Source organism: Paraburkholderia ginsengisoli NBRC 100965 (assembly GCF_000739735.1).
In the GTDB taxonomy this organism is placed as follows: Bacteria; Pseudomonadota; Gammaproteobacteria; order Burkholderiales; family Burkholderiaceae; genus Paraburkholderia; species Paraburkholderia ginsengisoli.
Genome location: NZ_BBJF01000003.1, coordinates 667,477 through 688,907 on the forward strand (window position 1 = coordinate 667,477; position 21,431 = coordinate 688,907).

Here is a 21,431-nt window from a genome sequence, read left to right on the forward strand (position 1 = left end):
TTTATCAGCCGTCGTAAGCCATATCGCCGAGCGCGGCACACGCATTGCTCAATGCGATCGTCCATCGACACGGACCGCGCCGACAGAAAAAGCAGGCGCGATGTGCGGCAGGGATAGGAGGGGGTGCCTGTTTCGGAGAGCCGCCCGGGACCGTTCAAACAATCGACGAACACGGTTTCAGGCGGCGCGATGTCCGAAGCGGGACGCCCGTAGATCAATGGGTCGAGAGCCCAACATCGATATAGGTGAACACAATGAAAATGATCCGAACCATGGCGGCCGTCGTTGCCGTTGCATCCGTTCTGAGCGCTTGCGGCGGCGGCTCCGATGACGTAGGCAAGGAACTCGGACTGACCAATCCGCAGATCCACTTCATTCACGCGATTCCGAGCGGCCCGGCCGTCGACTTCCTCGTGAACGGCTCCGCACCGTCCGGGCAGACGAACATCTCGTACAAGGGCGTGACGAACTTCACCAATATCAACACGGGCTCGACCAACGTCGGTTATGCGGCGACCGGCACGACGACCGCGCTCGCGAGCGGCAACTTCCCGAACGTCGCGAAGGGCCACGAGTACACGGTGCTAGCGTTGCCGGGTCTCGCCGCACCGGACATCGGCCTGATCGACGATCCGTTCGACAAGGGTCTGCTGTCCAATAGCGCTCGCGTGCGCGGCTTCAACGCATCGGCGAACGCGACCAACCTCGACCTGTATCTGGTTCAGGCCAGCGCCACCAATATCGCCAACGTCTCGCCGACGATGCCGGGCGTCGCGTTCAAGAACGCGGTGCCGGCGAGCGGCCAGGACTCGATCTACGTGTCGGGCGGCGATTACGTGCTGATCGCAACCGCGGCCGGCAGCAAGACGCCGATCTTCCAGTCGCAGTCGTTCTCGCTGGGGAACAATGCCGACTGGCTGGTGACGTCGGTGCCGATCGGCGGCGTGCTGAGCCAGCTGCTGCCGGGTCAGATCCATCTGCTGATTGCGCAGAACGGCAACACGACCACGCCGAGCATCGAGTTGTCGAATACGCTGACGGGTGAGTAAGCGGGGGAGCAGGTGAACTGGCCACGCGTTCGGTCAGGCACGCATCGATGACGTGCCGCCGGCGCGACAGGCGCAGAAAATAACGACAAGTCCTGGGGAGGACGGAGCGGCGATCCACGAGAGTGGGTCGCCGTTTTGTTTTAGCGGTTTTGTTTTTTGTTCGGACGCCTATGTGTTCTCGAGCGGCTGGCATGTCCGCAGGAAGACCCACTAAAAGCCCGCAAAAAAAGCCCGCCACGGTTCCCCGTGACAGGCTCGTCGAATCGCCGCATGACGCGGCGCCACGAAGGCGCCGCCCTTAGGCTACTCGTGCATCACCAGCTTACTTGGCCTTTTCAGCCGAGTTCGAGATGGCGTTGCCGCCCTTCGAAATATCCTCGCCTGCGCCGGCCACCGTGTTGCAGGCGGAGAGCGATGCGGCCGAGCCAGCAATGAGAAGCAAAGCGATCAGTCGGGCCATGGAAGTTCTCCTTGTCGAAAATGCGTCGGTTGACGTGCCGTATTGCGTGGCACGCGCTAGCTATCGTCCGACCGGGGCTTACGCCAGTCGATCCGGTCTGATTGCATGGTAAAAAAAGGGCGGGGGCGGCGCTGTCGGTTGCGCTGCGATTTTGTTGTAGGCGGGCTCCGGTGTTTGCGTCGGCGCACTCCTACAACGATGCTTCGTCCGATGCCACGCGGCTTTGCTAGACAAGCGTGCGCGACGGCGTCGCCGGCGGCAGATCGACCGACGGCGTCGCGGTGCTGACGCTCGGCATCGCCACGTCGATGTCGGTGCCGTTCGGCACGCCGCGCCGGATCTCGAAGCGTCCGCCATGCGCGGCCACCCGCTGACGCATGCCGAGCAAGCCGTGCGTATGGGTGCGCTTCAGATCGGCCGGCGTGATGCCGACGCCGTTGTCGGCGATATGCAGCGCCACCTGGCCGTCGCCGACCTGCAACGCGATCGACACCTTCGACGCCCGCGCATACTTCGCGGCATTCGTCAGCGATTCCTGCGCGACGCGGAACAGCGCGATCTCGGTCTGCTCGTCGAGCTGGATGTCGTCGGCGGGCAGGTGCAGTTCGAGCGTCCAGTTGTTGCGCTGCGCGGCTTCGTCGGCGAGCGTGCGCAGCGCGGTGACGAGCCCGAAGTTCGCCAGCACCGTGGGCCGCATGTCCTCGATGATGCGGCGCTTCAGCGCAATGCCCTGATCGAGATTGGCGAGCGCGCGCTTGAGCTTCTCGGAGATGTCGGGCGCGCTGTCCTTCAGCTTGCGGTTGGCCCACGCGACATCCATCTTGCTCGCGGTGAGAATCGCACCGAGCTCGTCGTGCAGTTCGCGCGCGAGCTGGGTCTTTTCGTTTTCGCTGACCGCCTGCAAATGCCAGCCGAGCGCTTCGAGCTGACGCGTGCGTTCGCCCACAAGCTGATCGAGTTCTTCCTGCTGCGTGATCAACTGACGTTGCACACGCGCCTGCCGGTCGATCTGAATGCCGAGGTTGCGAAACAGCAGGATGAACAGCACGATGTTCAGCGCCGACAGACCCGCCGCGCACAGCGTCGAAATGCGCTGATCGGCGCGGCTCGCGGCGAGCGCATGCTGCGCGCGGCGCTCCTCGTTGTCGCGCAGCAGCGAGAGGGTGCTGTCGATCAGCGATGCGTCGGCGGGATTGACGTGGCTCGCGCTGCCGCATGCGCCGAGGTCGAGCGGCTGTGGCGCCGCGCTTTGCAACGCGGCGGCGCCCGCGCCGATGCGCGCTTCGATCAGCGCGAGAATCTGCGTGAAGCTCGCGAGCTCGGCGCTGTCCGCGCGGCCGCTGCGATAGAAGCGGTCCAGTTGCTGGGTGCTCTGACGAATGCGCGCCGCGCTCGCGCAGAAAGCGTGGGCGGATGCTTCGTCCTTCGTCAGAAGAAAATGGTTCTGTTCGGCGGACAGACTCGATAGCTGACTCGCGAGCGTGCTCAGTTGCACGGTGACGTCGCGCGCTTCGAGCGCGGTTTCGTATTCGGCGGTGATGCGCTGACGCGCCGTTTCGAGGATCACGAGACCGCCCACCGTGATGACGATCGCCACCGTCATCGCCAGCGCCCAGCTGCGATTGCGCATCCAGTCGCTCAGGCGCGCGGCTGCGCCGGGTACGGCTGGATCCTGCGTGGTCGACACGTTCTGAACTTCTGGCACATTCGGCTCCTCGGCTGGGGCATCAGTGTAACGTCCGCGACGCGGCATCTCATCCCGTCATCACGCATCGTCGTCGCGTAACGCTGCCGTAATCCAATGTAAGCGGATTCTCACACGAAAACCGGCGTGCGTCGGAATGCGCGCGGCTTCGCCGATCGATAGGATGGACCTCGTCGTTCAATCATTGTCTCGGAGGAAGCCATCATGTTGAAGTGGGCGTTGTTCTTCGCCGTCATCGCGGTGATCGCCGGGCTTCTCGGCTTTACCGGCGTAGCGGCCGGTGCGGCGGCGATCGCGAAGTTCCTGTTCGTCGTGTTCGTGATTCTGTGCGTGGTGTTCCTCGTGCTCGGCTTCGTGGTGACGAAAAAGATCATCGATTAGCGCCGCTGCGCTGAAGCGGTTGCAGACCGCTTCTCCGACAGCGGCGAGCGGTTCGCTTCGAGCCGACCCCCCGGCATCCACAGGAAAGGAGAGTCGCCATGTTGCACTACGCCATCGTCTTCTTCGTGATCGCGCTCATTGCCGCCGTGTTCGGTTTTACCGGCATCGCGGCAGGGGCGGCCGAAATCGCGAAGATTCTGTTCTATATTTTCCTCGTCGTGTTCGTGGTCACGTTGCTGCTCAGCGTGTTCCGAACATAGGCCAGCGCGCATAGACGCGTAGTCATGACCCTACCGGCGCATCAGGCGCGATTCGTGCGGGATGCGCAATTCCCCCAATACCGCAGAAAGGAGAATTTCAATGGCGAACCAACCTGACGCTCAAGGCGCGGCAGCTGAATCCACCGATCCGTTCGTGATGGACGTCAAGAAGATCCGCGAGGACGCGCGCAAGCACATGTCCGACGGCGCGGTCACGCAAACTTATGGCGCGGATCTGAAGACGGTTCTGCAGCTGCTCAACGACTCGCTGGCCACCGAGATCGTCTGCGTGCTGCGCTACAAGCGGCATCACTTCATGGCCAAGGGCATCAACTCCGAGGCGGTGGCCGCGGAGTTCGCCGCGCACGCCGCCGAGGAGCAGGGCCACGCCGACAGCATCGCCGAGCGCATCGTGCAACTGGGCGGCGAGCCGGACTTCGCGCCCGACGGTTTGAAGACGCGCTCGCATTCGGAATACAAGGAAGGCGAGAACCTCACGGACATGATCCGCGAGAACCTGATCGCCGAGCGCATTGCGATCGACACGTACCGCGAGATCATTCGCTATCTCGGCGACAAGGACGTGACGACGCGGCGTCTGTTCGAAGAGATTCTCGCCGTTGAAGAAGAGCATGCCGACGACATGGCGGATCTGCTCGAAGGCCGCGAATAATGCGGTCCGTGCGGACGGCGCGGTTGGTGCGATCCGTGCGATTGGCGCGGGTGGGTCGGGAGGTATCCCGCGCGGCGCGTGTCGTCCGCTTGACGAACATCCGGCCTGGGCGAGGCATGAGCCAGTGTCCGAGCCGGAGGTCTTTACAATGTCTGCTTTGGAGCGATTCCAGCGCAGGGGCAGCAAACCGATGATTCGAGTGTTGATAGCCGACGACCACGCGATCGTCCGAGGGGGCTTCAGGCAGTTCGTCGCCGACGAACCGGATATGTGCGTCGCCGCCGAAGCCGCCACCGGCGACGAAACCATCAGCCTCGTGCGCGAGCAGGCGTTCGACGTGGTGCTGCTCGACATCGCGATGCCCGACAAGAACGGCATCGACACGTTGCGCGTGATCAAGCAGGTGCGTCCCGAGCAGGGGGTGCTGATCCTCTCGGGCTACCCGGAGAGTCAATACGCGATCAACCTGCTGCGCGCGGGCGCGAACGGCTATCTGAACAAGGACTGCGAGCCCGACGAAATCGTGCGGGCGATCCGCGCGGTGGCGCGCGGCCATCGCTATCTGTCGGAGGCGGTCGCCGACACGCTCGCCGACAACCTCGACAAACCGGCCGCCGGCCGCCCGCACGAAGCGCTGTCCGAGCGTGAGTTCCAGATTTTCTGCAAGCTCGCGGCCGGGCAGATTCCCACCCAGATCGCGGAGGAACTGCATCTGTCCGTGAAGACGGTGAGCACTTATCGCGCGCGCGTGCTGGAGAAGATGCGGTTGGCGAACAATGCCGATCTGACTTATTACGCGATCAAGAACGGCTTGATCGAATAATGGACGATCGAGATACTCCGATGAACAGCGAATCGAACTCCGTTGCCGAACGAGCCAGCCGCGCGCCGTTGCGCGTGTTGCTGATCGAGGATTCGCCGCTGATCCGCCGCAGCCTCGTCGAAGCGATCGACGCGTCCGGTTCGCTGCAGGTGGCGGCCTATGCCGATTCCGCCGATCAGGCCATCGCGCTGCTCGCCGACGAAGCCTTCGACGCGGTGATCGTCGACCTGCAGCTGAAGCAGGGCTCGGGCGCGCCGGTGCTCGCGTACTTGCAGCGCGAAGGGATGATCGATTCGATGTTCGCGGCGGTGCTCACCAATCACGCGTTGCCCGCGTATCGGGAGCGCTGCGAACAGTATGGCGTGCGCCACTTTTACGACAAATCGTTCGAGTTCGACCGGGTGATCGACGCGCTCCACGAGTATGCGTCGGCGCGAACCGGCGACTGAGCCTGAGTGAGCCGCCGTTGAACCCACTCTCAGTGCGCGGCGCGCGCCGGCAGGCGTAGATGATTCCAGGCGGCGAATGCCGCGAACGCGATGCCCGCCACGCTGACGCCGAGCCATCCGAAGGCGGGCCATACCGCCGCGCCGACTCCCGAGCCGAGCGCTCCGCCGATGAAATACGCGACCATGTAGACCGTATTCACGCGGCTGCGCGCGTCGGGCTTCAGCGCGTAGATGCGCGACTGATTGGAAATCTGCGCGGCCTGCACGCCAATGTCGAGCACGATCACGCCGATCACCAGCCCGACGATGCTTTTCGCCGACGCGCCGAACACGACGAATGACAGCGCCACCAGCACGATCGACACCGTGATGATCGCGCGCGGCCCGCGCTTGTCGGCGAACTTGCCGGCGAGCGGCGCGGCCATCGCACCCGCCGCGCCGACGATGCCGAACAGTCCCGCCGCCTGCGGTCCGAGATGAAACGGTGCGCCCGCCAGCAACAGCGCCAGCACCGACCAGAAGATGCTGAACGCCGCGAACAACGCCGCGCCGGTCAGCGACGCTTCACGCAGCGCGCGATGTTCGACCACCAGATGCCACATCGACACCAGCAGCTTGCCGTACGGCAGCGTCGAGGTCGGCTGGCTCTTCGGCAAGCGCAGGATGATCACGACTGCCAGCAACAGCAACGCGACGACGGATGCGCCGAACACCGCGCGCCAGCCGAAGTACTCGCCGATCACGCCCGACGCGGTCCGCGCCAGCAGAATGCCCAGCAGCAGACCGCTCATCACCATGCCGACCGCGTGGCCGCGCTCCGACGGCGGCGCGAGTTCGGCCGCGAACGGCACCGCCTGTTGCGCGATGGTGGCGAGCACGCCGATCGCCAGACTCGCAACGATCAGCACCGCGAGGGTCGGCGCCGCGGCGGCGACGACGAGCGCGACGCACATGCCGGCGATCTGCAACAGGATCAGACGGCGCCGGTCGAAGCGGTCGCCGAGCGGGGCGAGCAGCAGCATGCCGGCCGCGTAGCCGAGCTGCGTGACGGCCGGCACCGTGCCGACCCACGACGCACTGCCCGGAAACGACTGGCGGAAGTTGTCGAGCAGCGGCTGGTTGTAATAGATGTTGGCGACCGAGACGCCGGCGATGGTGGCGAGCAGGAACAGCAGGCCGCGCAACGACCGGTCGGCGGAAGCGGGAGAGGAAGCGTCGGAGGTGGACATGAGAGAGCCGGATCGACGGACCGGCCCATGCACGGTCCTCAAGCGTGCCGATCATACCGGAGCAGGGCGGATCGTGCTGGGCCCCGCGAAGTTCGCACTCCGTGCGAAAGGTCAAGGAAAGTGCGAGGCGTGCGCAACGGTGCTGACTGACCGCGGCTGCTGCCGCCGGCCGTGATATTGAGATGGTCGTGCGGCTTGGGTCCGTAAAATCGGCGCGCCCGACCCACCCGGCTCACCTGCCCATTCCTGCGACCCACCCGATGACCTCGACCCTGAAACCTGTACCTCGACTCATCGGCGGCTGGCTGCTCGTCGCGTTGATCTGCCTTGCGGTGTGGGTGCTTTGTACCGCCGCTGCGGCGCGCGAACCGCTCGAGCTGATGCTCCAATGGGAACTGCTCGCCGTGTTCGCCCGTCACGAAACGCACGGCTGGTATCGCATCGTGATCGCGCTCACCGGTCTGGATGCGCTCATCGGCGTGTTCACCGTCGCCGGGGCGGGGTGGCTCGCGCTGCTCGCGTGGCGCAAGGCGGCGCGCTTTCCGGCGCAGCTGCAAACCTGGCTGTTCGCGATTCTCGTGATGCGTACCGGCGCGTATCTGTTCGGCGCTTATCTGACCGACACGATCGGCGTCGAGATCGCGCTGCCTGTCGACGGGTTCGTGCAGGCCGCGATTGCCGCCGCGCTCGGGATACCGTATTTCAGGTTGTCCCGGCGCGTGCGCGAGACCTTCGTCAACGCGTGAGCGGCCGCGCTCAGTCGATCAACGCGCCCGCGGGTTCGTAAAACGGATAGGGGCCGTCGGCGGCCTCCACATACGCGTGGTGCGTGACGATGCCCGTCGCCGGGTCGTAACGATGCAGCGCATACGCGGGCGGCTCCATCACGAACGCCGACGGCGCGTCGTCACGCAGATCGAGCGCGACCTGATGCGCGGGCGCCGGCACCGCCGAGGCGATCGTGCCGCCGAAGCGCACGAACATCGGCCGATGCACGTGTCCGCAGATTACCCGCTCCACATTCGGATGACGCGCGATCAACGCGGCGAGCTTATCGGCCGCGCGAGGGTCGAGCCGTAGTGCGTCCATATGGCCGATCCCGCACGCGAACGGCGGATGGTGCAAGGCCACGACGGTCGGCTTGCCTTGGGCCGCGTCGAGTTGCGTCGCGAGCCACGCGAGCCGCGCGTCGCACAGCGTGCCCGCGCTTTGTCCCGGCACCATCGAATCGAGCGCGATCACGCGCAACGGGCCGACGTCGAGCGCGTATTGCACGAACTCGCCGCCGCTGCGCAATTCCGCGCGCTCGGGAAACGCCGCGCGCAACGCGTTGCGCTCGTCGTGATTGCCGACCAGCAGGAAGTAGGGAATTTCCAACGGCAGCAGCAAAGTCTTCAGGTGTTCGTACTGTTGCAAGTCGCCCTGATCGACGAGGTCGCCGGTGACGATCACCGCGTCCGGGCGCGGGTCGAGCGCATTGAGCGCGGCGACGCAGCGCGCGAGATACGCGCCGGTGTCGACACGGCGGTAAGCGAGCGCGCCCGGCCGCTTGATATGCAGGTCGCTGATTTGAGCCAGCAGCATGGGGAGTCCTTTCTACTTTCTATTGCGCGCCGGGATAGGGCGCGGCGTTCTTACGATAGCGCAATCAGCGCATTCTGCGCGATCGAGATGCCGACCGGCGTGCCGCGCGCCAGTTCGACCCGGCCGGCGACGTCGATCAGCAATGGGTCCGGCGCTGCGCCGCCGATCGTCAGACGCGTGCGTTCGCCCAGAAACGCGCTGCTTTCGATGCGGCCGCGCAGTTGCGCACTGACCGGGTCCGCGAGCCACGCGTCTTCGGGGCGGAAGAAAATCTCGTGCCGCCGGGTTGCGTGTGCGTCGATGTGCGAGGGCCCCGGCGGCAGCGGCACGGCGCCGCCCGCCGTCGTCAGCATGCCGTCGCGCGCCTCGCCCGCGAGCCGGTTGATCGTGCCGACGAACTGCGCGACCGTGCGGTTCGCGGGCCGGTAGTAGATGTCGCGCGGCGAGCCGATCTGCTCGATGCGCCCGGCGCTCATCACGACGATGCGGTCGCCCAGTTCCATCGCCTCGGCCTGATCGTGCGTCACGTAGACGGTCGTGATGCCCAACTCGCGCAGCAGCGCGTTCATCTCGCTGCGCAACGCGTCGCGCAGACGCGCGTCGAGGGCGGTGAGCGGTTCGTCGAGCAGTAGCACGCGCGGGCGGACCGCGAGCGCGCGCGCCAGCGCCACGCGTTGCCGCTGACCGCCCGACAATTGATCGATCGGTTTGTCGGCATGCGCGGTGAGACGCATCATGTCGAGCAGTTCGTCGACCCGTTGCCGTGCGATCTCGGTGGGCACGCGTTTGATCTTCAGGCCGTAGCCGATGTTGCCGCGCACGCTCAGGTTCGGAAACAGCGCATAACTCTGGAACACCATGCCGACCTGGCGCTTTTCGATCGGCAGCGCGGTGACGTCGTCGTCGCCGAACGCGATGCGTCCGCCCACGTCCGGCGTTTCGAGTCCCGCGATCATGCGCAGCGTCGTGGTCTTGCCGCAACCGGACGGCCCGAGCAGGACCAGCGTTTCACCGGCGTCGATGCGCAGATCGAGCGGTTCGAGCACGCGCGTGCCGCGAAAGGTTTTCGCGCATTGTGTGAGCGTGATGGGAATGGAAGCGAGTTTCATGGCGTCTTGATGGACTCCGGAGAGGACGTCGAAGCGGGCCTGGGCTCTGACCCGGAACTTGACCCGGAAGCGGACTGCACGGCTGAAGCGGCGCGGCGTTTCCTCGCCGCGCTGCGTTGGCCGGTCGGATCGACGCCGAGCCATTGCATCGCGACGAGCAGGGGCATCGTCATGATGAAGAACAGGATCGTGTACGCGCTGCCGATCTCGATGCGCAACGACGCGTAGGTGTCGGCGAGTCCGACCGGCAGCGTCTTCGTGTCGGGCGTGTGCAGCATCCACGTGAGGTTGAATTCGCCGATCGACAACGTGAGCACCGCCAGCGCGCCGGCGACGATGCCCGGCCGCGCATTCGGCAGCACGATCGTCGCGAAGCGTTCGAGGAAGCTCGCGCCGAGACTCGCCGCGCCTTCTTCGAGCGTGCGCAGATCGCTGCTCGCGCATACCGCCGCGACCGCGCGCACCATGAAGGGCAGCGTGAACACCACATGTCCGACGACGATGAACGCGACGCTCATCCTGAAGCGCGTGAAGCCGCCGTAGACCACCAGCAGCGCGAGTGCGGACGCGAGCCCGGGCAGCGCGATCGGCAGCACGAGAAACTCTTCGATGATGCGCGAGACCCGCGTTTTGCTGCGCGCGAGCACGTAGCCCGCGGGCACGCCGGTGAGCAGCGTAATCAGCAGCGTCGCCGTCGCGACTTCGAGCGACAGCCACACCGAGCCGTGATACTGCGTCCACACTTCGACGAGCCAGCGCAGCGTGAGTCCGCTGGAGACGCCCTTGAAGTAGTTGACGGTCAACCCGGCCATGATCGACATCGCGACCGGCACGATCAGAAACGCGCACAGCAGCAAGGTGACGAGCCACTGACCGGCGGCGACGCACGTTCGCGCGTCGGGCAGGCGTAGCCGTGAGCGCGGTTTGGCCGCGGGCGGCAAGGAAGCGGTAACGGAATTCATCGACGTGTGAGGTTGGGGTTGGGAAGCGCCGCGTTGCGACATGCCGCTCATGCGCTCGCCGCGACCGCCGCGCCGCTCACGCTGCGCGCGAACGCGAGCACGGCCCACGTGACGATGCCGAGCACGATCGACAAACCTGCCGCCGTCACCATGTTCGCGTTGAGGGTGAACTCGGTGTAGATGGTCATCGGCAATACGTCGATGTCGGTGGCGAGCGTGAAGGCCGTGCCGAACGCGCCCATCGCGGTCGCGAAGCACACCGCGCCCGCCGCGATCAGTCCCGGCGAGAGCGCCGGCAACACGATGTCGCGCGTGATGCGCCACGGCGATGCGCCGAGCGAGCGCGCCGCTTCTTCGAGCGACGCGTCGAGCCTGGTCGCCGACGCCATCACGGTGACGATCACGCGTGGAATCGAGAAGTACAGGTAGCCGAGAAAGAGGCCGCTCATCGAATACGCGAACACCCAGCGGTCGCCGGTGAGTTTCAGCGACAACGCGCCGATCAACCCCTGACGTCCCGCCAGCATGATGACCATGAAGCCGATCACGACGCCGGGAAACGCGAGCGGGAAGGTGAGCAGCGCGAGCAGCGTGCGCTTGAACGCGAACTCGCGGCGCGCGAGCAGCAGCCCCGCGATCACCGACAACACCAGCGTCGCCGCCGTGACCGCCGCGGACAGCACGACGGTCGCGCCGAGGCTCGACAGGTAGCGCGGGTTCGTCAGCAACGCGCGATAGGTCGTGAACGCGTGGCCGTCGCCGCTCAACTGCGCGAGCGACGCCATCGGCAGAAGCCAGAACGCGAGGAACACCGCCAGCGCCGGCGCGAGCAACGCGATGCGCCAGCGCAGCGGGAACGTGATGTCGTTCAATGCATCACCTGCAGATAGCGTTCGCCGAAGCTCGCCTGCTTCTCGGCCATCTTGCCGAAGTCGACCGGTTTGGCGCGCGCGTAGTCGGCGGCCGGCAGGAATCTGGCGGCCGTTTGCGCGCTCATCGCATTCGCGCGCACCGGACGCAGATACGCTTCGGCCCACAGTTTCTGGCCTTCGTCGGAGAGCACGAAGTCGAGCACCTTGCGGCCGTTCGCGTCGTGCGGTGCGCCCTTCACGAGGCTCATCACGTACGGCACCGAGATCGTGCCTTCCTGCGGAATCACGAACTCGACGTTCGCGTGATCCTTGTACTTCGCGCGATACGCGTCGAAATCGTAGTCGAGCAGGATCGGGATTTCGCCCGACATCACGCGCGCGTACGCGGTCTGCTTCGGCACGATCGGCGCGTTGGCCTTCAGCTTGCGAAACCAGTCGAGACCCGGCTCGAAGTTATCGAGCGTACCGCCGAGCGCCTGGTTCACCGCGACCGCGCCTGCATAGCCGACGAACGCGCTCGACGGATCGAGGTAGCCGATCATGCCTTTGTATTCGGGCTTCAGCAGATCGGCCCACGAGCGCGGCACTGGCTTGCCTTCGAGCGCGTCCTTATTGACGAAGAAGCCCAGCGTGCCCGAGTGGATCGTGAACCAGTAGCCCTGCGGGTCCTTCAGGTTGGCGGGAATGTCGTCCCAGTGCGCGGGCTTGTATGGCTGGATCACGCCCTTGTCCTTCGCCTGAAACGCCGACGACACGCCGAGATACACGACGTCGGCGACTGGGCTCTTCTGCTCGGCCATCAATTGCGCGATCGACTGGCCGGAGTTCTTGTTGTCGAACGGCACGCGGATGCCGGTCTTCTGCTGGATTGCCTTGATCTGGCTCGCCCAGTCGGCCCATTCGGGCGGGCAGTTGTAGCAGATCGCGGTTTCGTCGGCATGGGCCGCGTGCGGCGCGAATGCGGCAAGCGCCGCACCGGCGACGATCGTGACCTGCGCGAGTGTGCGCCACAGCGGTTTGAGCGACGAAGCGAAGCGTGAGGATGAGCGGATCACTGCGGGTCTCCTGATGAGGACGAGAGCGGGTGTGAGCGTGGGTTGAAGATCGATGAGTGCGAGCGGCCGTGCGGGTGTGCTGTGCGTGCAAGCGTCGCGGCTCGTGCCGCGCGTCACGGCAACGGCCATTCGATTACCGCCGACGCATGCGGGGACGTGCGGTCAGCACTCTCCGCGCGGCTCGAAATCGCCGCGACGGTCGCGCCTTCGCGCAAGCTGTGCGGCAAGGTCAGTGCGAGCGATGCATGGGCGCCGGCGTCGTCGTTGCCGGTCACGCGCGCGAGCAGGCGCCGCCATGCCGCGCAGCCGATCTCGCGATTCGGCGCGCAAATGCTCGCGAGCGGCGGCGACAGCAGTTCACCCATTGCGAGGCCGTCGAAGCCCAGAATCGACATGTCCTGCGGAATGCGCAGACGCGCGCGACGCAGGCCGCGCATCACGACCATCGCAAGCAGGTCGTTGCTGCAGAAGAGAGCGGTCGGGCGATTCGGCCCGCTCGTCAGATGCGCGAGCACGGACGGCGCCAGTTCTTCCGCGTTGAAGTCGACTTCGAGTGCCGGTGCCGGCGTGAGCCCGGCTTGCTGCATCGCCTGCGCGTAGCCGAGATGACGTTGGCGCGCGCGGTCGGACGCGGCCAGCGTGCCGGCCAGCATCAGGATGCGGCGATGGCCGTGCGCGATCAGCGAGCGCACGCCGTCGTACGCGGCGAGCCGGTTGTCGACCGAGACCGACGGCCGGCGCACCGTGTCGTTGTGCATCAGCACGTAGAGCAGTCCGGCGCGGTCGAGCTCGTCCAGCAAGGGATGCGTGTCGGCATCGGTGACGGTCAGGACCAGCCCTTCGACGCGCTGTTCGCGCAGCGTTTCGATCGCGTGACGCTCGCGTTGCGCGTCGTACTGGGTGGTCATCAGCATGAGGCGGTAGCCTTGCGCCGACGCGAGTTCGTCGATGCCTTGCAGGCATTCTGCGAATACGGGATTGGCAAGCGTCGGCAGGATCACGCCGATCAGCCGCGTGCGCTCGCCGCGCAGTTGCCGGCCGAGCGGGCTTGGGCGGAAGTTCAGCGCGTCGATGGATTGGCGCACCTTGTCGAGCGTGAGCGGGTTCACGGTGTGCGGCGCGTTGATCGCGCGCGACACCGTGGCAATGGAAAAGCCCGCGTGCGCGGCCACATCCTTGATCGTCGGGATCATGCTTTCCGCTCCTGCTGAAAACGTTTTCGTGAGCGGATTATCGGCAACGTTTGTGACTGCCGGATGACTGCGGATTCGCTTGAAGAGTGGCGGCGGGCGAGCCGCGCGGCGCGGCCATCGTGCCGGTATGACGCAGCGCATGCTCCGGACGATGCACCGTTTGGTGCGCCCGTCGGGCAATGGTAGAATTCGCGTCCACGCGAGGTTGCGCCCCCCGCCGGGGTGATGAAATTGGTAAACATAGCGGACTTAAAATCCGCCGCTTAACGGCTTACGGGTTCAAGTCCCGTCCCCGGCACCACGGTTTTTTCAGCCGCTTTTTCCCGATCAACGAAAACATCGCGCGTCGGCGCGAGCGGTATGCATTCGCCTCGCGCGTCTGTACCTGCGCATCGCTCCCTTCACGCCCGTCGTTACCGCCGAACATTGGCGATGGTGGCCTGCATCAGGGCGACCACCTTGTGCGCTTCCCCGGCTCCAGAGTACGCGCGGACTTCACCCGTGCAGACCGTCAGGAGTTTTCCCGCATTCTGTACCCGTCCGATAGCCACGAAGCGCTCGCCGATGGCCGGCCGCAACAGATTGATTTTGAACTCCGCGGTGACGACCTCGAAGTCAGCGGGCGCCTTCGTCAAGGCCGCATAGCCGCATGCGGTGTCAAGAATGCTCGTGGTGGCGCCTGCGTGAAGATACCCGTGTTGCTGAGACAGGCCGCGCGAGAAGGGCAACTCGATCTGTACTTCGCCTTCTGCTACCAGCGTAAGCCGTGCACCGAGGGTGACCATCAGCCCCTGCGCGTTGAAGCTGTCCGAAATGCGTCGATGGATTTCGCTCATTGGATTCGTTTGCAAAGAGTCAAGGCTGGATCAACTGCGGGACTGCGCCGTGGCTGTCCGTATTTGTCACTAGTCCTCGCCGCTCACGAGCGGCGTGTGGTCTTGCAGGCTATCACCTGAACGCCAATAACTGCTCGGCCAGCAGAAGCACGGCGATCACAATCATAGCGGCTCCTGAAACTTTGCTGACCATGCGCGCAGCCTTCGGACGCGTACGCAGCACAAGCTTCGATCCGACACCCACCAACGTGTAGATGATGGCGCAATTGGCAATGTGCACCAGGCCCATTGCCGCTATCTGTTCGGAGATCGGCCAGCCGCTAGTGCGGCTGGTGAATTGAGGAAGCAACGCCAGAAAAAGCAGAAGCGCTTTCGGGTTCAGACCGCTGGTGGCGAAACCGCGCATCGACCACTTCAAGTTCGAGTTCGTGACCTCTTCGTTAGCGACGGTCAACTCGGAAGGGCGCGCGAGAATATTGCCGCCAAGCCATAGCAGATAGCTCGCTCCTACGACAGTCAGCGCGGTGAGAATGGCCGGAACGCTCGCCACGAGAGCGCCGATGCCCACCGCCACCACAACGGTAATTGCCAGATACCCGCACAGCATTCCCGTGATGGCGGGCGCGATTGCTCGCTCACGCAAGCCCGCCGCGATCACATACGCCCAGTCCGCACCCGGCACCATCACCAATGACAAAGAAACAAGCCAGAACGCCGTCAACAAACTGATTTCCACCGCCGCCATCCCCATCAATAAACACGTTTTTCCGAAGGGGAAATGTTACGGGGTGGTCGATCGAAAGTGCTCCCTATTTCTTGTCAGCAGCGAGCACTTTCAGCTAGTATTTCGCGAATGGACGACATTGACCGCAAGATTCTTGCTGAACTGCAGCAGGATGGAAGACTCTCCGTCACGGAACTGAGTGAGCGCATTGGCCTCAGCCTGTCGCCTTGCCAGCGGCGCCTTCGAGCGCTGGAGAAGGCCAAGGTCATTAGCGGCTATCGCGCTATGATCGATCCGGCATCGGTCGGCTTGAACTTCTCGGCGATCGTGTTCGCGACGTTGCGAGAAGTCACGAGCAAGAATGTGTCGGCATTCGAAGGCGCATTGCTGGGCATCCCGGAGATCACTCGGGCCGAACGTCTTTTCGGTGATCCGGACTACATGCTGCACGTCGTCACACAAGATCTGAAAGCGTTTCAGACGCTATATGACCGTAGTCTTCTGGCGCTGCCCTGCGTGCTGCGGTTGTCGTCGACCCTTGTGATGAAGAGCATCTGCCAGGACCGGCCGCTTCCGCTGTGATGATTGCGGATCTGCCGAATGAACGCTTCGAATAGGTATCGATGCAGTTCTTCATTCGTCGCAGGGCCCGCGTCATTTCCTGTTGACGATTCGCTTTATCGCGCTTGGCGCGACGGCTGCCGGTTGCCATCGTGAGATGTTCGCGCATTGCGTTTCAGTCTCCTGTGCGAACGTCGAGTACTCCTCCAAATGCGTGCATAATCACCCAATTCGCGGATACGGGGAGGATGGCAAATTGAAAGGAAATGAACTCGATTTGTACACGACGCAGGAGCCCAGCCACGCCCTCGCGTTCGATCTTTTCAGCGACACGTGGTTTTCCACCGTGCCCCATTACGGCCTGGGCGCGGCTCCGCATTTCGAGGACGGCCGCATTCAGTGGCTCGAACGCGTGTGCGGCGGCTTTGCCGGCAAGAGCGTACTCGAACTCGGTCCGATGGAAGGCGGCCACACCTACATGCTCTCGCACGGTGGCGCGTCACGCGTTCTGGCCATTGAGGCAAACTCAAAAGCCTTTCTGAAGTGTCTGCTGGTTCAGACGCGTTGAAGTTCAGCGCCGAGTTCATGTATGGCGACTTCCGCCAACTTCTCCAGAAACGCGATCAGCACTTCGATCTGATTCTCGCGAGCGGCGTGCTTTATCACATGACCGATCCGGTGTCGTTGCTCGACGATATGGCGCACGCGTCCGACTCGATCTGTATCTGGACGCACTACTACGACGCCGACGTCGCGCGAACGAATCGCAACATGCAGCAGCATGTCGATGTGGAACCGACCATTTCGGAGTTCCGTGGCCGGCCAGTCACGACGCATCGGATGAACTATCTTGGCGCGATCGAGAACAAGAAGTTCATCGGCGGCACCGCACCGCACGCTAACTGGATCACCAAAGAAAGTTTGCTGGCCGTTCTCCAGGAGCTTGGTATGACGGTGATCGTCGGACTGGACGATCAGGATCATCCTGCGGGACCGTCGATTCTTCTCTACGCGACGCGTATTCCGAACTTCAACGAAGCCAGTTATCTCGAACACAATCCCGATGTGGCGCAAGCTGTGACGAATGGGCATTTCACATCGGGAGCCGAGCATTACATCCGTTTCGGACGCGCCGAAGGGCGCGCACCCGAGTGAGCGGCGCAGGGCAGCCCACTGTGCGCCCGCGTCGATTTGCATGATAGCGAACGTTCTCGAGAGTAGCCCAACATGAACAATCGAGTTCCAGCCCAGCAACGGTTTTTCGACCTGCCGGTGATCGCGGAAACGCCTATCGATCCTCAAACACAGGTCTTCAAATACGAAGCCTTTCCGGCGAGCGGCCCGCTTCCGTGGCTCGACGCTCCCGACGCGCAGCAAAAGATCGCGGTGCGTTTGCGCGACGGCGAGATCACCGGGCAGCAGGCCGAATGGTGTCGAAAGTGGGTTGAGGACGGCTACCTGATCATCGAACGTTTCTTCGACGAGAAGCAACTCGATGCAACGTGGAGCGCCTACGAGATGGCGATCGAAACGGGCATGTTGAAGCCGCCCGTCGAGCCGCTGTTCGATGACGATTCGCTGCCCGGCCGCACGCTCAATCCGCACTTTGCGGTCGATGAAATCCGCGCGATGCTGTTCGACGAAAGAATGAACGAAGTGGTCAGCCTGCTGCTCGGCGCGAAGGCCGCGCCGTTTCAGACGATTGGCGGTCACAAGAGCAGCGAGCAACTGCAACACTCCGACTCGATTCACATGTCCACATATCCGAACGGCTATCTGGTCGCCAACTGGATCGCGTTCGAAGACATTCATCCGGACTCCGGACCGTTGGTCTTTCATCCCGGCAGCCACAGGTTGCCGTACCTGATGTCCGAAGCGCTGGGGATGCCGTTCGGCTGCGGCTATTCGGCGTATCACGACATTTACGAACCGGCGATCCAGAAGACCATCGCCGACCATGCACTGGAAGCGCACTATTTCCTGCCGAAGAAGGGTGACGTGTTGCTATGGCATGCGAATCTTCTGCATGGCGGCAGCAAGATGAAAGATCCGGCCCATGTCAGCCGTAAGGCGCTCGTCTGTCATTTCTTCTCGCAGGGATGTCTGTGCTATCACGACCTGACGGGAATGCCATCGACACTAACGCCGCTCGAGTTCGACGCCAACGCTTATCTGGAAGCGAATCCGGACGTCAGGGCGTCGGGCGGAAATGCGTTGCAGCACTATGTGTACTATGGCCGCTTCGAAGGGCGTCCGATGCGGCTTCCGCAGCCTCATGAAGCCGTGGTTCCACCGGAACTCGTCGCGCTCGGTTTCGATACCGTGCTGTATCTCGAAGCGAACCCCGACGTGGCGGCAGCCGGCGTCGACCCGGTCGCCCATTATCTGGAGTACGGCAGAGCGGAGAACCGGCGCATCCGGCCGTGAGCCATTCGACCGGCTTTTCGCGCGAGGCGGCGTTCCAGGGCACAATCCCGGCATAGTTAACCGCATCGGCGCTACCTGATTCGCCGAAGCGGCGAGGCGCGAACACCTGCACATCGTCCCCATGTCCCACCTGAAATACCTGACCGGCTACCCGGCGCCTTTGCAAGAGAAGGTGAGAAACCTGATCGCCGCCGAGCAACTGGGCGACTATCTCGCGAAGCGCTACCCCAACACGCACGACGTGCAAACCGACCGCGCGCTCTACGCATATTGCGCCGACCTGAAACGCGAACACCTGCGCAGCGCGGAGCAGATCGACAAAGTGACCTACGACAGCAAACTCGATGTGGTGCGCCACGCGTTGGGTCTGCACACGAGCATCTCGCGCGTGCAGGGCGGCAAGCTGAAGGCGAAGAAGGAAATCCGCGTGGCGTCGCTATTCAAATCCGCGGCGCCGGAGTTTCTGAAGATGATCGTGGTGCACGAACTCGCCCACCTGAAAGAGAGCGATCACAACAAGGCGTTCTACCGTCTCTGCGAGTTCATGCAGCCGGGCTACCACCAGATCGAATTCGATCTGCGTTTGTACCTGACGCATCGCGATCTGACGAAAAAACAGGGCTGACGGGCAGCGGCTCTCAGGCCGCCGCCGCGTCGATTTGCGCCGACGCCTTCAGCAACACCGGAATCGATTTCGACGTGGGCGTGCCCGCACCATCGGCCACTGACGACAGCGGCACGAGCGGATTCGTCTCCGGGTAATAAGCGCCAAGACAGCCGCGCGGAATGTCGTACTCCACCAGCAGGAAACCGTCGGCGTGTCGCTCGATGCCATCGGCCCACACGCTCTTGATATCCACCCGCTGTCCCGCGACGAAACCCAGCATCGCCAGATCGTCCTTGTTGGCGAACAGCACGCGCCGTTGTCCATACACGCCGCGATAGCGGTCGTCGAGGCCGTAGATCGTCGTGTTGTACTGATCGTGCGAGCGCGTCGTCATCAGCGTCATCAGCTTTTCGCCATGCTGTTTGCGCGCTTCGTGAATCGGCGTCGCGACGTCGATCGCGTGCACGAGGAACTGCGCCTTGCCGCTCGGCGTCTTCCAGATCCGCTCGCGCGACGCCACGCCCAGATGAAAACCGCCGGGGTTCTTCAGGCGCTCGTTGTAATCGTGAAAGCCGTCGATCACCTGTGCGATGCCGTCGCGAATCAGCGAGTAATCCGCCGCCTGCGCGAGCCAGTCGACCTTGCCGCTGCCGAGCGTCGCGTGCGCCATCCGCGCGACGATCGCGATTTCCGACAGCAGATTCTCGGACGCCGGCCTGTTCATCCCATACGAGATGTGCACCATGCTCATCGAATCCTCGACGCTCACGCCTTGCGCGACGCCGTTCTGCAAATCGATCTCGGTGCGTCCGAGCGTCGGCAGGATCAGCGCGTCGCGACCATGCACGAGGTGGCTGCGGTTCAGTTTGGTGGTGATGTGCACGGTCAGATCGCACGAGCGCATCGCTTCCCACGTGCGCGGCGTATCCGGCGTCGCGATCGAGAAATTGCCGCCCAGACCAATGAACACTTTCACCTTGCCATCGAGCATCGCCTGAATCGTGTTGACGACGTCGAGCCCGTGCTCGCGCGGCGGCTCGAAATCATAGACCTCGCCGAGCCGGTCCAGAAACGCCTCGGCCGGCTTCTCCTCGATGCCGACCGTGCGATCACCCTGCACGTTCGAGTGGCCGCGCACCGGGCAGAGCCCCGCGCCGCGCCGGCCGATATTGCCGCGCATCATCATCAGGTTCGACAGCAACTGCACTGTCGGCACCGAATTCTTGTGCTGCGTGAGGCCCATGCCCCAGGTCGAGATCACCGCGCGCCCCTTCACGTAGATGTCGGCGAGCTTCAGCACATCGTCGAACGGCACGCCCGCTTCGGCGACGATGGTGTCCCAGTTCTCGGCGCGCAGATCGTCCGCGAATGCGTCGAAACCGACCGTGTGTTCGGCGATGAAGTCCACATCGAGAACGCGTGCGAGACCCGAAGCGAGCGCTTCGTCGTCGAGTTCGATCACGCGCTTGGCGACGCCCTTGATCAGCGCGAAGTCGCCGCCGACCTTCGGGCGGATGAACACGGAGCTGATCTTCGTGCTGCCCATCGTCAGCATCTCAACGGGATGCTGCGGGCTCGCGAAACGCTCCAACCCGCGCTCCTTCAGCGGATTGATCGACACGATGGTCGCGCCGCGCTTCGCGCACTCGCGCAGTTCGCCGAGCATGCGCGGATGGTTGGTGGCCGGGTTCTGGCCGAAGATCAGCAGCGTGTCGGCGTGTTCGAAGTCGTCGAGCGTCACGGTGCCCTTGCCGATGCCGACCGTATGCGGCAGGCCGCGGCTGGTCGCTTCGTGGCACATGTTCGAACAGTCGGGGAAGTTGTTGGTGCCGTACATGCGCACGAACAGCTGATAGAGAAACGCGGCTTCGTTGCTCGCGCGGCCCGATGTGTAGAACGCGGCGCGATCCGGATCGTCGAGGCCCTTCAGATGGCGCGCGATCAGCTCGAACGCTTCGTCCCAGCCGATCGGCACATAGCGGTCGGATAGTGCGTCGTACACGAGCGGGTCGGTCAGGCGGCCGTGCTGTTCGAGTTCGAAGTCCGACTGCGCCATCAATCCTTCGACCGTGTGCTGCGCGAAGAACGCGGGCGTCACGCGTTTGCTGGTCGCCTCGGCGGCCACGGCCTTGACGCCGTTCTCGCAGAACTCGAAGGTGGACGCGTGCTCGCGATCCGGCCACGCGCAGCCGGGGCAGTCGAAGCCGTCCGGCTGGTTCTGCTTGAGCAGCGTGCGGTAGTTGCCGCCCGTCACCTTTTCTTTCAGCAGGTTGATGGCGACGTACTTCAGCGCGCCCCAGCCGGCGGCCGGGTGGGTGTACGGTTCGATGCGCGGTTGGCTGCGAGCTTCAGATTTCTTCATGGTCTTGGTCTTGCCGCTGGGTAAGGCTTCACAGGCCTCGACGAGGCTTTTAAGCTGATACCTGCAAGCCTACTGTGTTCCAAAACCCGCGCTGCATACAGAAAATTGGA

Annotated in this window: 24 protein-coding genes and 1 tRNA gene; 13 read left to right on the forward strand and 12 right to left on the reverse strand. The window is 63.9% G+C overall.

The window, feature by feature from the left end; translation table 11 throughout:
• The first annotated feature begins 254 nt into the window (after positions 1 to 254).
• Positions 255 to 1,049 carry a DUF4397 domain-containing protein gene (locus BGI01S_RS04050; protein ID WP_042322463.1) on the forward strand — a complete coding sequence of 265 codons (795 nt, stop codon included), beginning with the start codon at positions 255 to 257 and terminating at the stop codon, positions 1,047 to 1,049.
• A 322-nt stretch (positions 1,050 to 1,371) separates the two neighbouring features.
• On the opposite strand, the gene BGI01S_RS04055 is transcribed toward BGI01S_RS04050, so the two are convergent.
• Positions 1,372 to 1,509: an entericidin A/B family lipoprotein gene (locus BGI01S_RS04055; RefSeq protein ID WP_042322465.1), complete on the reverse strand. Its 138-nt coding sequence runs from the start codon at positions 1,507 to 1,509 to the stop codon at positions 1,372 to 1,374.
• 226 nt (positions 1,510 to 1,735) lie between these two features.
• The gene (locus BGI01S_RS04060) at positions 1,736 to 3,214 is read right to left on the reverse strand and encodes a sensor histidine kinase (protein ID WP_042322467.1); all 1,479 of its coding nucleotides are present in this window, start codon (positions 3,212 to 3,214) and stop codon (positions 1,736 to 1,738) included.
• Between the two features lie 204 nt (positions 3,215 to 3,418).
• On the opposite strand from BGI01S_RS04060, the gene BGI01S_RS29245 reads away from it, so the two are divergent.
• From BGI01S_RS29245 to BGI01S_RS04085, 5 genes are all read left to right on the forward strand, one after another.
• Positions 3,419 to 3,595, forward strand: coding sequence for a DUF1328 domain-containing protein (locus BGI01S_RS29245; protein ID WP_042322468.1), 177 nt, complete (start codon positions 3,419 to 3,421; stop codon positions 3,593 to 3,595).
• A gap of 98 nt (positions 3,596 to 3,693) precedes the next feature.
• Positions 3,694 to 3,855 carry a DUF1328 domain-containing protein gene (locus tag BGI01S_RS29250; protein ID WP_042322471.1) on the forward strand — a complete coding sequence of 54 codons (162 nt, stop codon included), beginning with the start codon at positions 3,694 to 3,696 and terminating at the stop codon, positions 3,853 to 3,855.
• Positions 3,856 to 3,955: 100 nt separating this feature from the next.
• A complete protein-coding gene (locus tag BGI01S_RS04075) occupies positions 3,956 to 4,528 on the forward strand; it encodes a ferritin-like domain-containing protein (protein ID WP_042322474.1) in 573 nt (190 codons plus the stop codon).
• A gap of 190 nt (positions 4,529 to 4,718) precedes the next feature.
• Positions 4,719 to 5,351: a response regulator gene (locus BGI01S_RS04080; RefSeq protein WP_042322477.1), complete on the forward strand. Its 633-nt coding sequence runs from the start codon at positions 4,719 to 4,721 to the stop codon at positions 5,349 to 5,351.
• Between the two features lie 20 nt (positions 5,352 to 5,371).
• Entirely contained in the window at positions 5,372 to 5,800 is a 429-nt protein-coding gene (locus BGI01S_RS04085; RefSeq protein ID WP_042322478.1) for a response regulator, read from the forward strand.
• A gap of 29 nt (positions 5,801 to 5,829) precedes the next feature.
• Here the strand turns inward: BGI01S_RS04085 and BGI01S_RS04090 are convergent, their stop codons facing one another.
• Positions 5,830 to 7,029, reverse strand: a complete 1,200-nt coding sequence (locus BGI01S_RS04090; RefSeq protein ID WP_042322481.1) for an MFS transporter — start codon at positions 7,027 to 7,029, stop codon at positions 5,830 to 5,832.
• A gap of 260 nt (positions 7,030 to 7,289) precedes the next feature.
• Here BGI01S_RS04090 and BGI01S_RS04095 point away from each other — a divergent pair, with 260 nt between their 5' ends.
• Entirely contained in the window at positions 7,290 to 7,775 is a 486-nt protein-coding gene (locus BGI01S_RS04095; protein ID WP_042322483.1) for a DUF2569 domain-containing protein, read from the forward strand.
• Positions 7,776 to 7,785: 10 nt separating this feature from the next.
• On the opposite strand, the gene BGI01S_RS04100 is transcribed toward BGI01S_RS04095, so the two are convergent.
• From BGI01S_RS04100 to BGI01S_RS04125, 6 genes are all read right to left on the reverse strand, one after another.
• Positions 7,786 to 8,613 (reverse strand): phosphodiesterase, encoded by an 828-nt coding sequence (locus BGI01S_RS04100; RefSeq protein WP_042322485.1) that lies wholly within the window; start codon positions 8,611 to 8,613, stop codon positions 7,786 to 7,788.
• A gap of 50 nt (positions 8,614 to 8,663) precedes the next feature.
• Positions 8,664 to 9,722 carry an ABC transporter ATP-binding protein gene (locus tag BGI01S_RS04105; protein ID WP_042322488.1) on the reverse strand — a complete coding sequence of 353 codons (1,059 nt, stop codon included), beginning with the start codon at positions 9,720 to 9,722 and terminating at the stop codon, positions 8,664 to 8,666.
• The gene (locus BGI01S_RS04110) at positions 9,719 to 10,684 is read right to left on the reverse strand and encodes an ABC transporter permease (RefSeq protein ID WP_232624342.1); all 966 of its coding nucleotides are present in this window, start codon (positions 10,682 to 10,684) and stop codon (positions 9,719 to 9,721) included. Before BGI01S_RS04110 ends, BGI01S_RS04105 begins: the two co-directional genes overlap by 4 nt.
• 47 nt (positions 10,685 to 10,731) lie before the next feature.
• Positions 10,732 to 11,556, reverse strand: a complete 825-nt coding sequence (locus BGI01S_RS04115) for an ABC transporter permease (RefSeq protein ID WP_042322490.1) — start codon at positions 11,554 to 11,556, stop codon at positions 10,732 to 10,734.
• Entirely contained in the window at positions 11,553 to 12,611 is a 1,059-nt protein-coding gene (locus BGI01S_RS04120; protein WP_042322492.1) for an ABC transporter substrate-binding protein, read from the reverse strand. Before BGI01S_RS04120 ends, BGI01S_RS04115 begins: the two co-directional genes overlap by 4 nt.
• Before the next feature lie 113 nt (positions 12,612 to 12,724).
• On the reverse strand, positions 12,725 to 13,804 hold the full coding sequence (locus BGI01S_RS04125; protein WP_042322496.1) for a LacI family DNA-binding transcriptional regulator: 1,080 nt from the start codon (positions 13,802 to 13,804) through the stop codon (positions 12,725 to 12,727).
• A gap of 216 nt (positions 13,805 to 14,020) precedes the next feature.
• Between BGI01S_RS04125 and BGI01S_RS04130 the strand changes: the two genes are divergently transcribed.
• Positions 14,021 to 14,105, forward strand: a tRNA-Leu gene (locus tag BGI01S_RS04130).
• 112 nt (positions 14,106 to 14,217) lie between these two features.
• Here the strand turns inward: BGI01S_RS04130 and BGI01S_RS04135 are convergent.
• Together BGI01S_RS04135 and BGI01S_RS04140 are read right to left on the reverse strand one after the other, a co-directional pair.
• Positions 14,218 to 14,640 (reverse strand): PaaI family thioesterase, encoded by a 423-nt coding sequence (locus BGI01S_RS04135; protein WP_042322498.1) that lies wholly within the window; start codon positions 14,638 to 14,640, stop codon positions 14,218 to 14,220.
• Between the two features lie 112 nt (positions 14,641 to 14,752).
• Positions 14,753 to 15,385, reverse strand: coding sequence for a LysE family translocator (locus BGI01S_RS04140; RefSeq protein ID WP_042322500.1), 633 nt, complete (start codon positions 15,383 to 15,385; stop codon positions 14,753 to 14,755).
• A 108-nt stretch (positions 15,386 to 15,493) separates the two neighbouring features.
• Between BGI01S_RS04140 and BGI01S_RS04145 the strand changes: the two genes are divergently transcribed.
• The 5 genes from BGI01S_RS04145 (at position 15,494) to BGI01S_RS04160 (ending at position 18,977) form a co-directional block, all read left to right on the forward strand.
• On the forward strand, positions 15,494 to 15,946 hold the full coding sequence (locus tag BGI01S_RS04145) for an Lrp/AsnC family transcriptional regulator (protein ID WP_042322502.1): 453 nt from the start codon (positions 15,494 to 15,496) through the stop codon (positions 15,944 to 15,946).
• An 82-nt stretch (positions 15,947 to 16,028) separates the two neighbouring features.
• Entirely contained in the window at positions 16,029 to 16,493 is a 465-nt protein-coding gene (locus BGI01S_RS30050; RefSeq protein WP_157004110.1) for a hypothetical protein, read from the forward strand.
• Positions 16,469 to 17,080: a methyltransferase domain-containing protein gene (locus tag BGI01S_RS28900; protein ID WP_157004111.1), complete on the forward strand. Its 612-nt coding sequence runs from the start codon at positions 16,469 to 16,471 to the stop codon at positions 17,078 to 17,080. Before BGI01S_RS30050 ends, BGI01S_RS28900 begins: the two co-directional genes overlap by 25 nt.
• A gap of 72 nt (positions 17,081 to 17,152) precedes the next feature.
• On the forward strand, positions 17,153 to 18,352 hold the full coding sequence (locus tag BGI01S_RS04155; protein ID WP_042322503.1) for a phytanoyl-CoA dioxygenase family protein: 1,200 nt from the start codon (positions 17,153 to 17,155) through the stop codon (positions 18,350 to 18,352).
• 121 nt (positions 18,353 to 18,473) lie between these two features.
• The gene (locus BGI01S_RS04160; protein ID WP_042322506.1) at positions 18,474 to 18,977 is read left to right on the forward strand and encodes a M48 metallopeptidase family protein; all 504 of its coding nucleotides are present in this window, start codon (positions 18,474 to 18,476) and stop codon (positions 18,975 to 18,977) included.
• A 13-nt stretch (positions 18,978 to 18,990) separates the two neighbouring features.
• Here BGI01S_RS04160 and BGI01S_RS04165 read toward each other — a convergent pair whose 3' ends face one another.
• Positions 18,991 to 21,321, reverse strand: coding sequence for an FdhF/YdeP family oxidoreductase (locus BGI01S_RS04165; protein ID WP_042322510.1), 2,331 nt, complete (start codon positions 21,319 to 21,321; stop codon positions 18,991 to 18,993).
• Positions 21,322 to 21,431: the final 110 nt, after the last annotated feature.

Coding starts and splice junctions, on each gene's coding strand:
- BGI01S_RS29250 (WP_042322471.1), top strand. CDS start 3,694: ATGTTGCACTACGCCATCGTCTTCTTCGTGATCGCGCTCATTGCCGCC.
- BGI01S_RS04055 (WP_042322465.1), bottom strand. CDS start 1,509: ATGGCCCGACTGATCGCTTTGCTTCTCATTGCTGGCTCGGCCGCATCG.
- BGI01S_RS04050 (WP_042322463.1), top strand. CDS start 255: ATGAAAATGATCCGAACCATGGCGGCCGTCGTTGCCGTTGCATCCGTT.
- BGI01S_RS04145 (WP_042322502.1), top strand. CDS start 15,494: ATGGACGACATTGACCGCAAGATTCTTGCTGAACTGCAGCAGGATGGA.
- BGI01S_RS04125 (WP_042322496.1), bottom strand. CDS start 13,804: ATGATCCCGACGATCAAGGATGTGGCCGCGCACGCGGGCTTTTCCATT.
- BGI01S_RS04165 (WP_042322510.1), bottom strand. CDS start 21,321: ATGAAGAAATCTGAAGCTCGCAGCCAACCGCGCATCGAACCGTACACC.
- BGI01S_RS04160 (WP_042322506.1), top strand. CDS start 18,474: ATGTCCCACCTGAAATACCTGACCGGCTACCCGGCGCCTTTGCAAGAG.
- BGI01S_RS04155 (WP_042322503.1), top strand. CDS start 17,153: ATGAACAATCGAGTTCCAGCCCAGCAACGGTTTTTCGACCTGCCGGTG.
- BGI01S_RS04075 (WP_042322474.1), top strand. CDS start 3,956: ATGGCGAACCAACCTGACGCTCAAGGCGCGGCAGCTGAATCCACCGAT.
- BGI01S_RS04100 (WP_042322485.1), bottom strand. CDS start 8,613: ATGCTGCTGGCTCAAATCAGCGACCTGCATATCAAGCGGCCGGGCGCG.
- BGI01S_RS04080 (WP_042322477.1), top strand. CDS start 4,719: ATGATTCGAGTGTTGATAGCCGACGACCACGCGATCGTCCGAGGGGGC.
- BGI01S_RS04090 (WP_042322481.1), bottom strand. CDS start 7,029: ATGTCCACCTCCGACGCTTCCTCTCCCGCTTCCGCCGACCGGTCGTTG.
- BGI01S_RS04135 (WP_042322498.1), bottom strand. CDS start 14,640: ATGAGCGAAATCCATCGACGCATTTCGGACAGCTTCAACGCGCAGGGG.
- BGI01S_RS04105 (WP_042322488.1), bottom strand. CDS start 9,722: ATGAAACTCGCTTCCATTCCCATCACGCTCACACAATGCGCGAAAACC.
- BGI01S_RS04110 (WP_232624342.1), bottom strand. CDS start 10,684: ATGAATTCCGTTACCGCTTCCTTGCCGCCCGCGGCCAAACCGCGCTCA.
- BGI01S_RS04095 (WP_042322483.1), top strand. CDS start 7,290: ATGACCTCGACCCTGAAACCTGTACCTCGACTCATCGGCGGCTGGCTG.
- BGI01S_RS04140 (WP_042322500.1), bottom strand. CDS start 15,385: ATGGCGGCGGTGGAAATCAGTTTGTTGACGGCGTTCTGGCTTGTTTCT.
- BGI01S_RS29245 (WP_042322468.1), top strand. CDS start 3,419: ATGTTGAAGTGGGCGTTGTTCTTCGCCGTCATCGCGGTGATCGCCGGG.
- BGI01S_RS04085 (WP_042322478.1), top strand. CDS start 5,372: ATGAACAGCGAATCGAACTCCGTTGCCGAACGAGCCAGCCGCGCGCCG.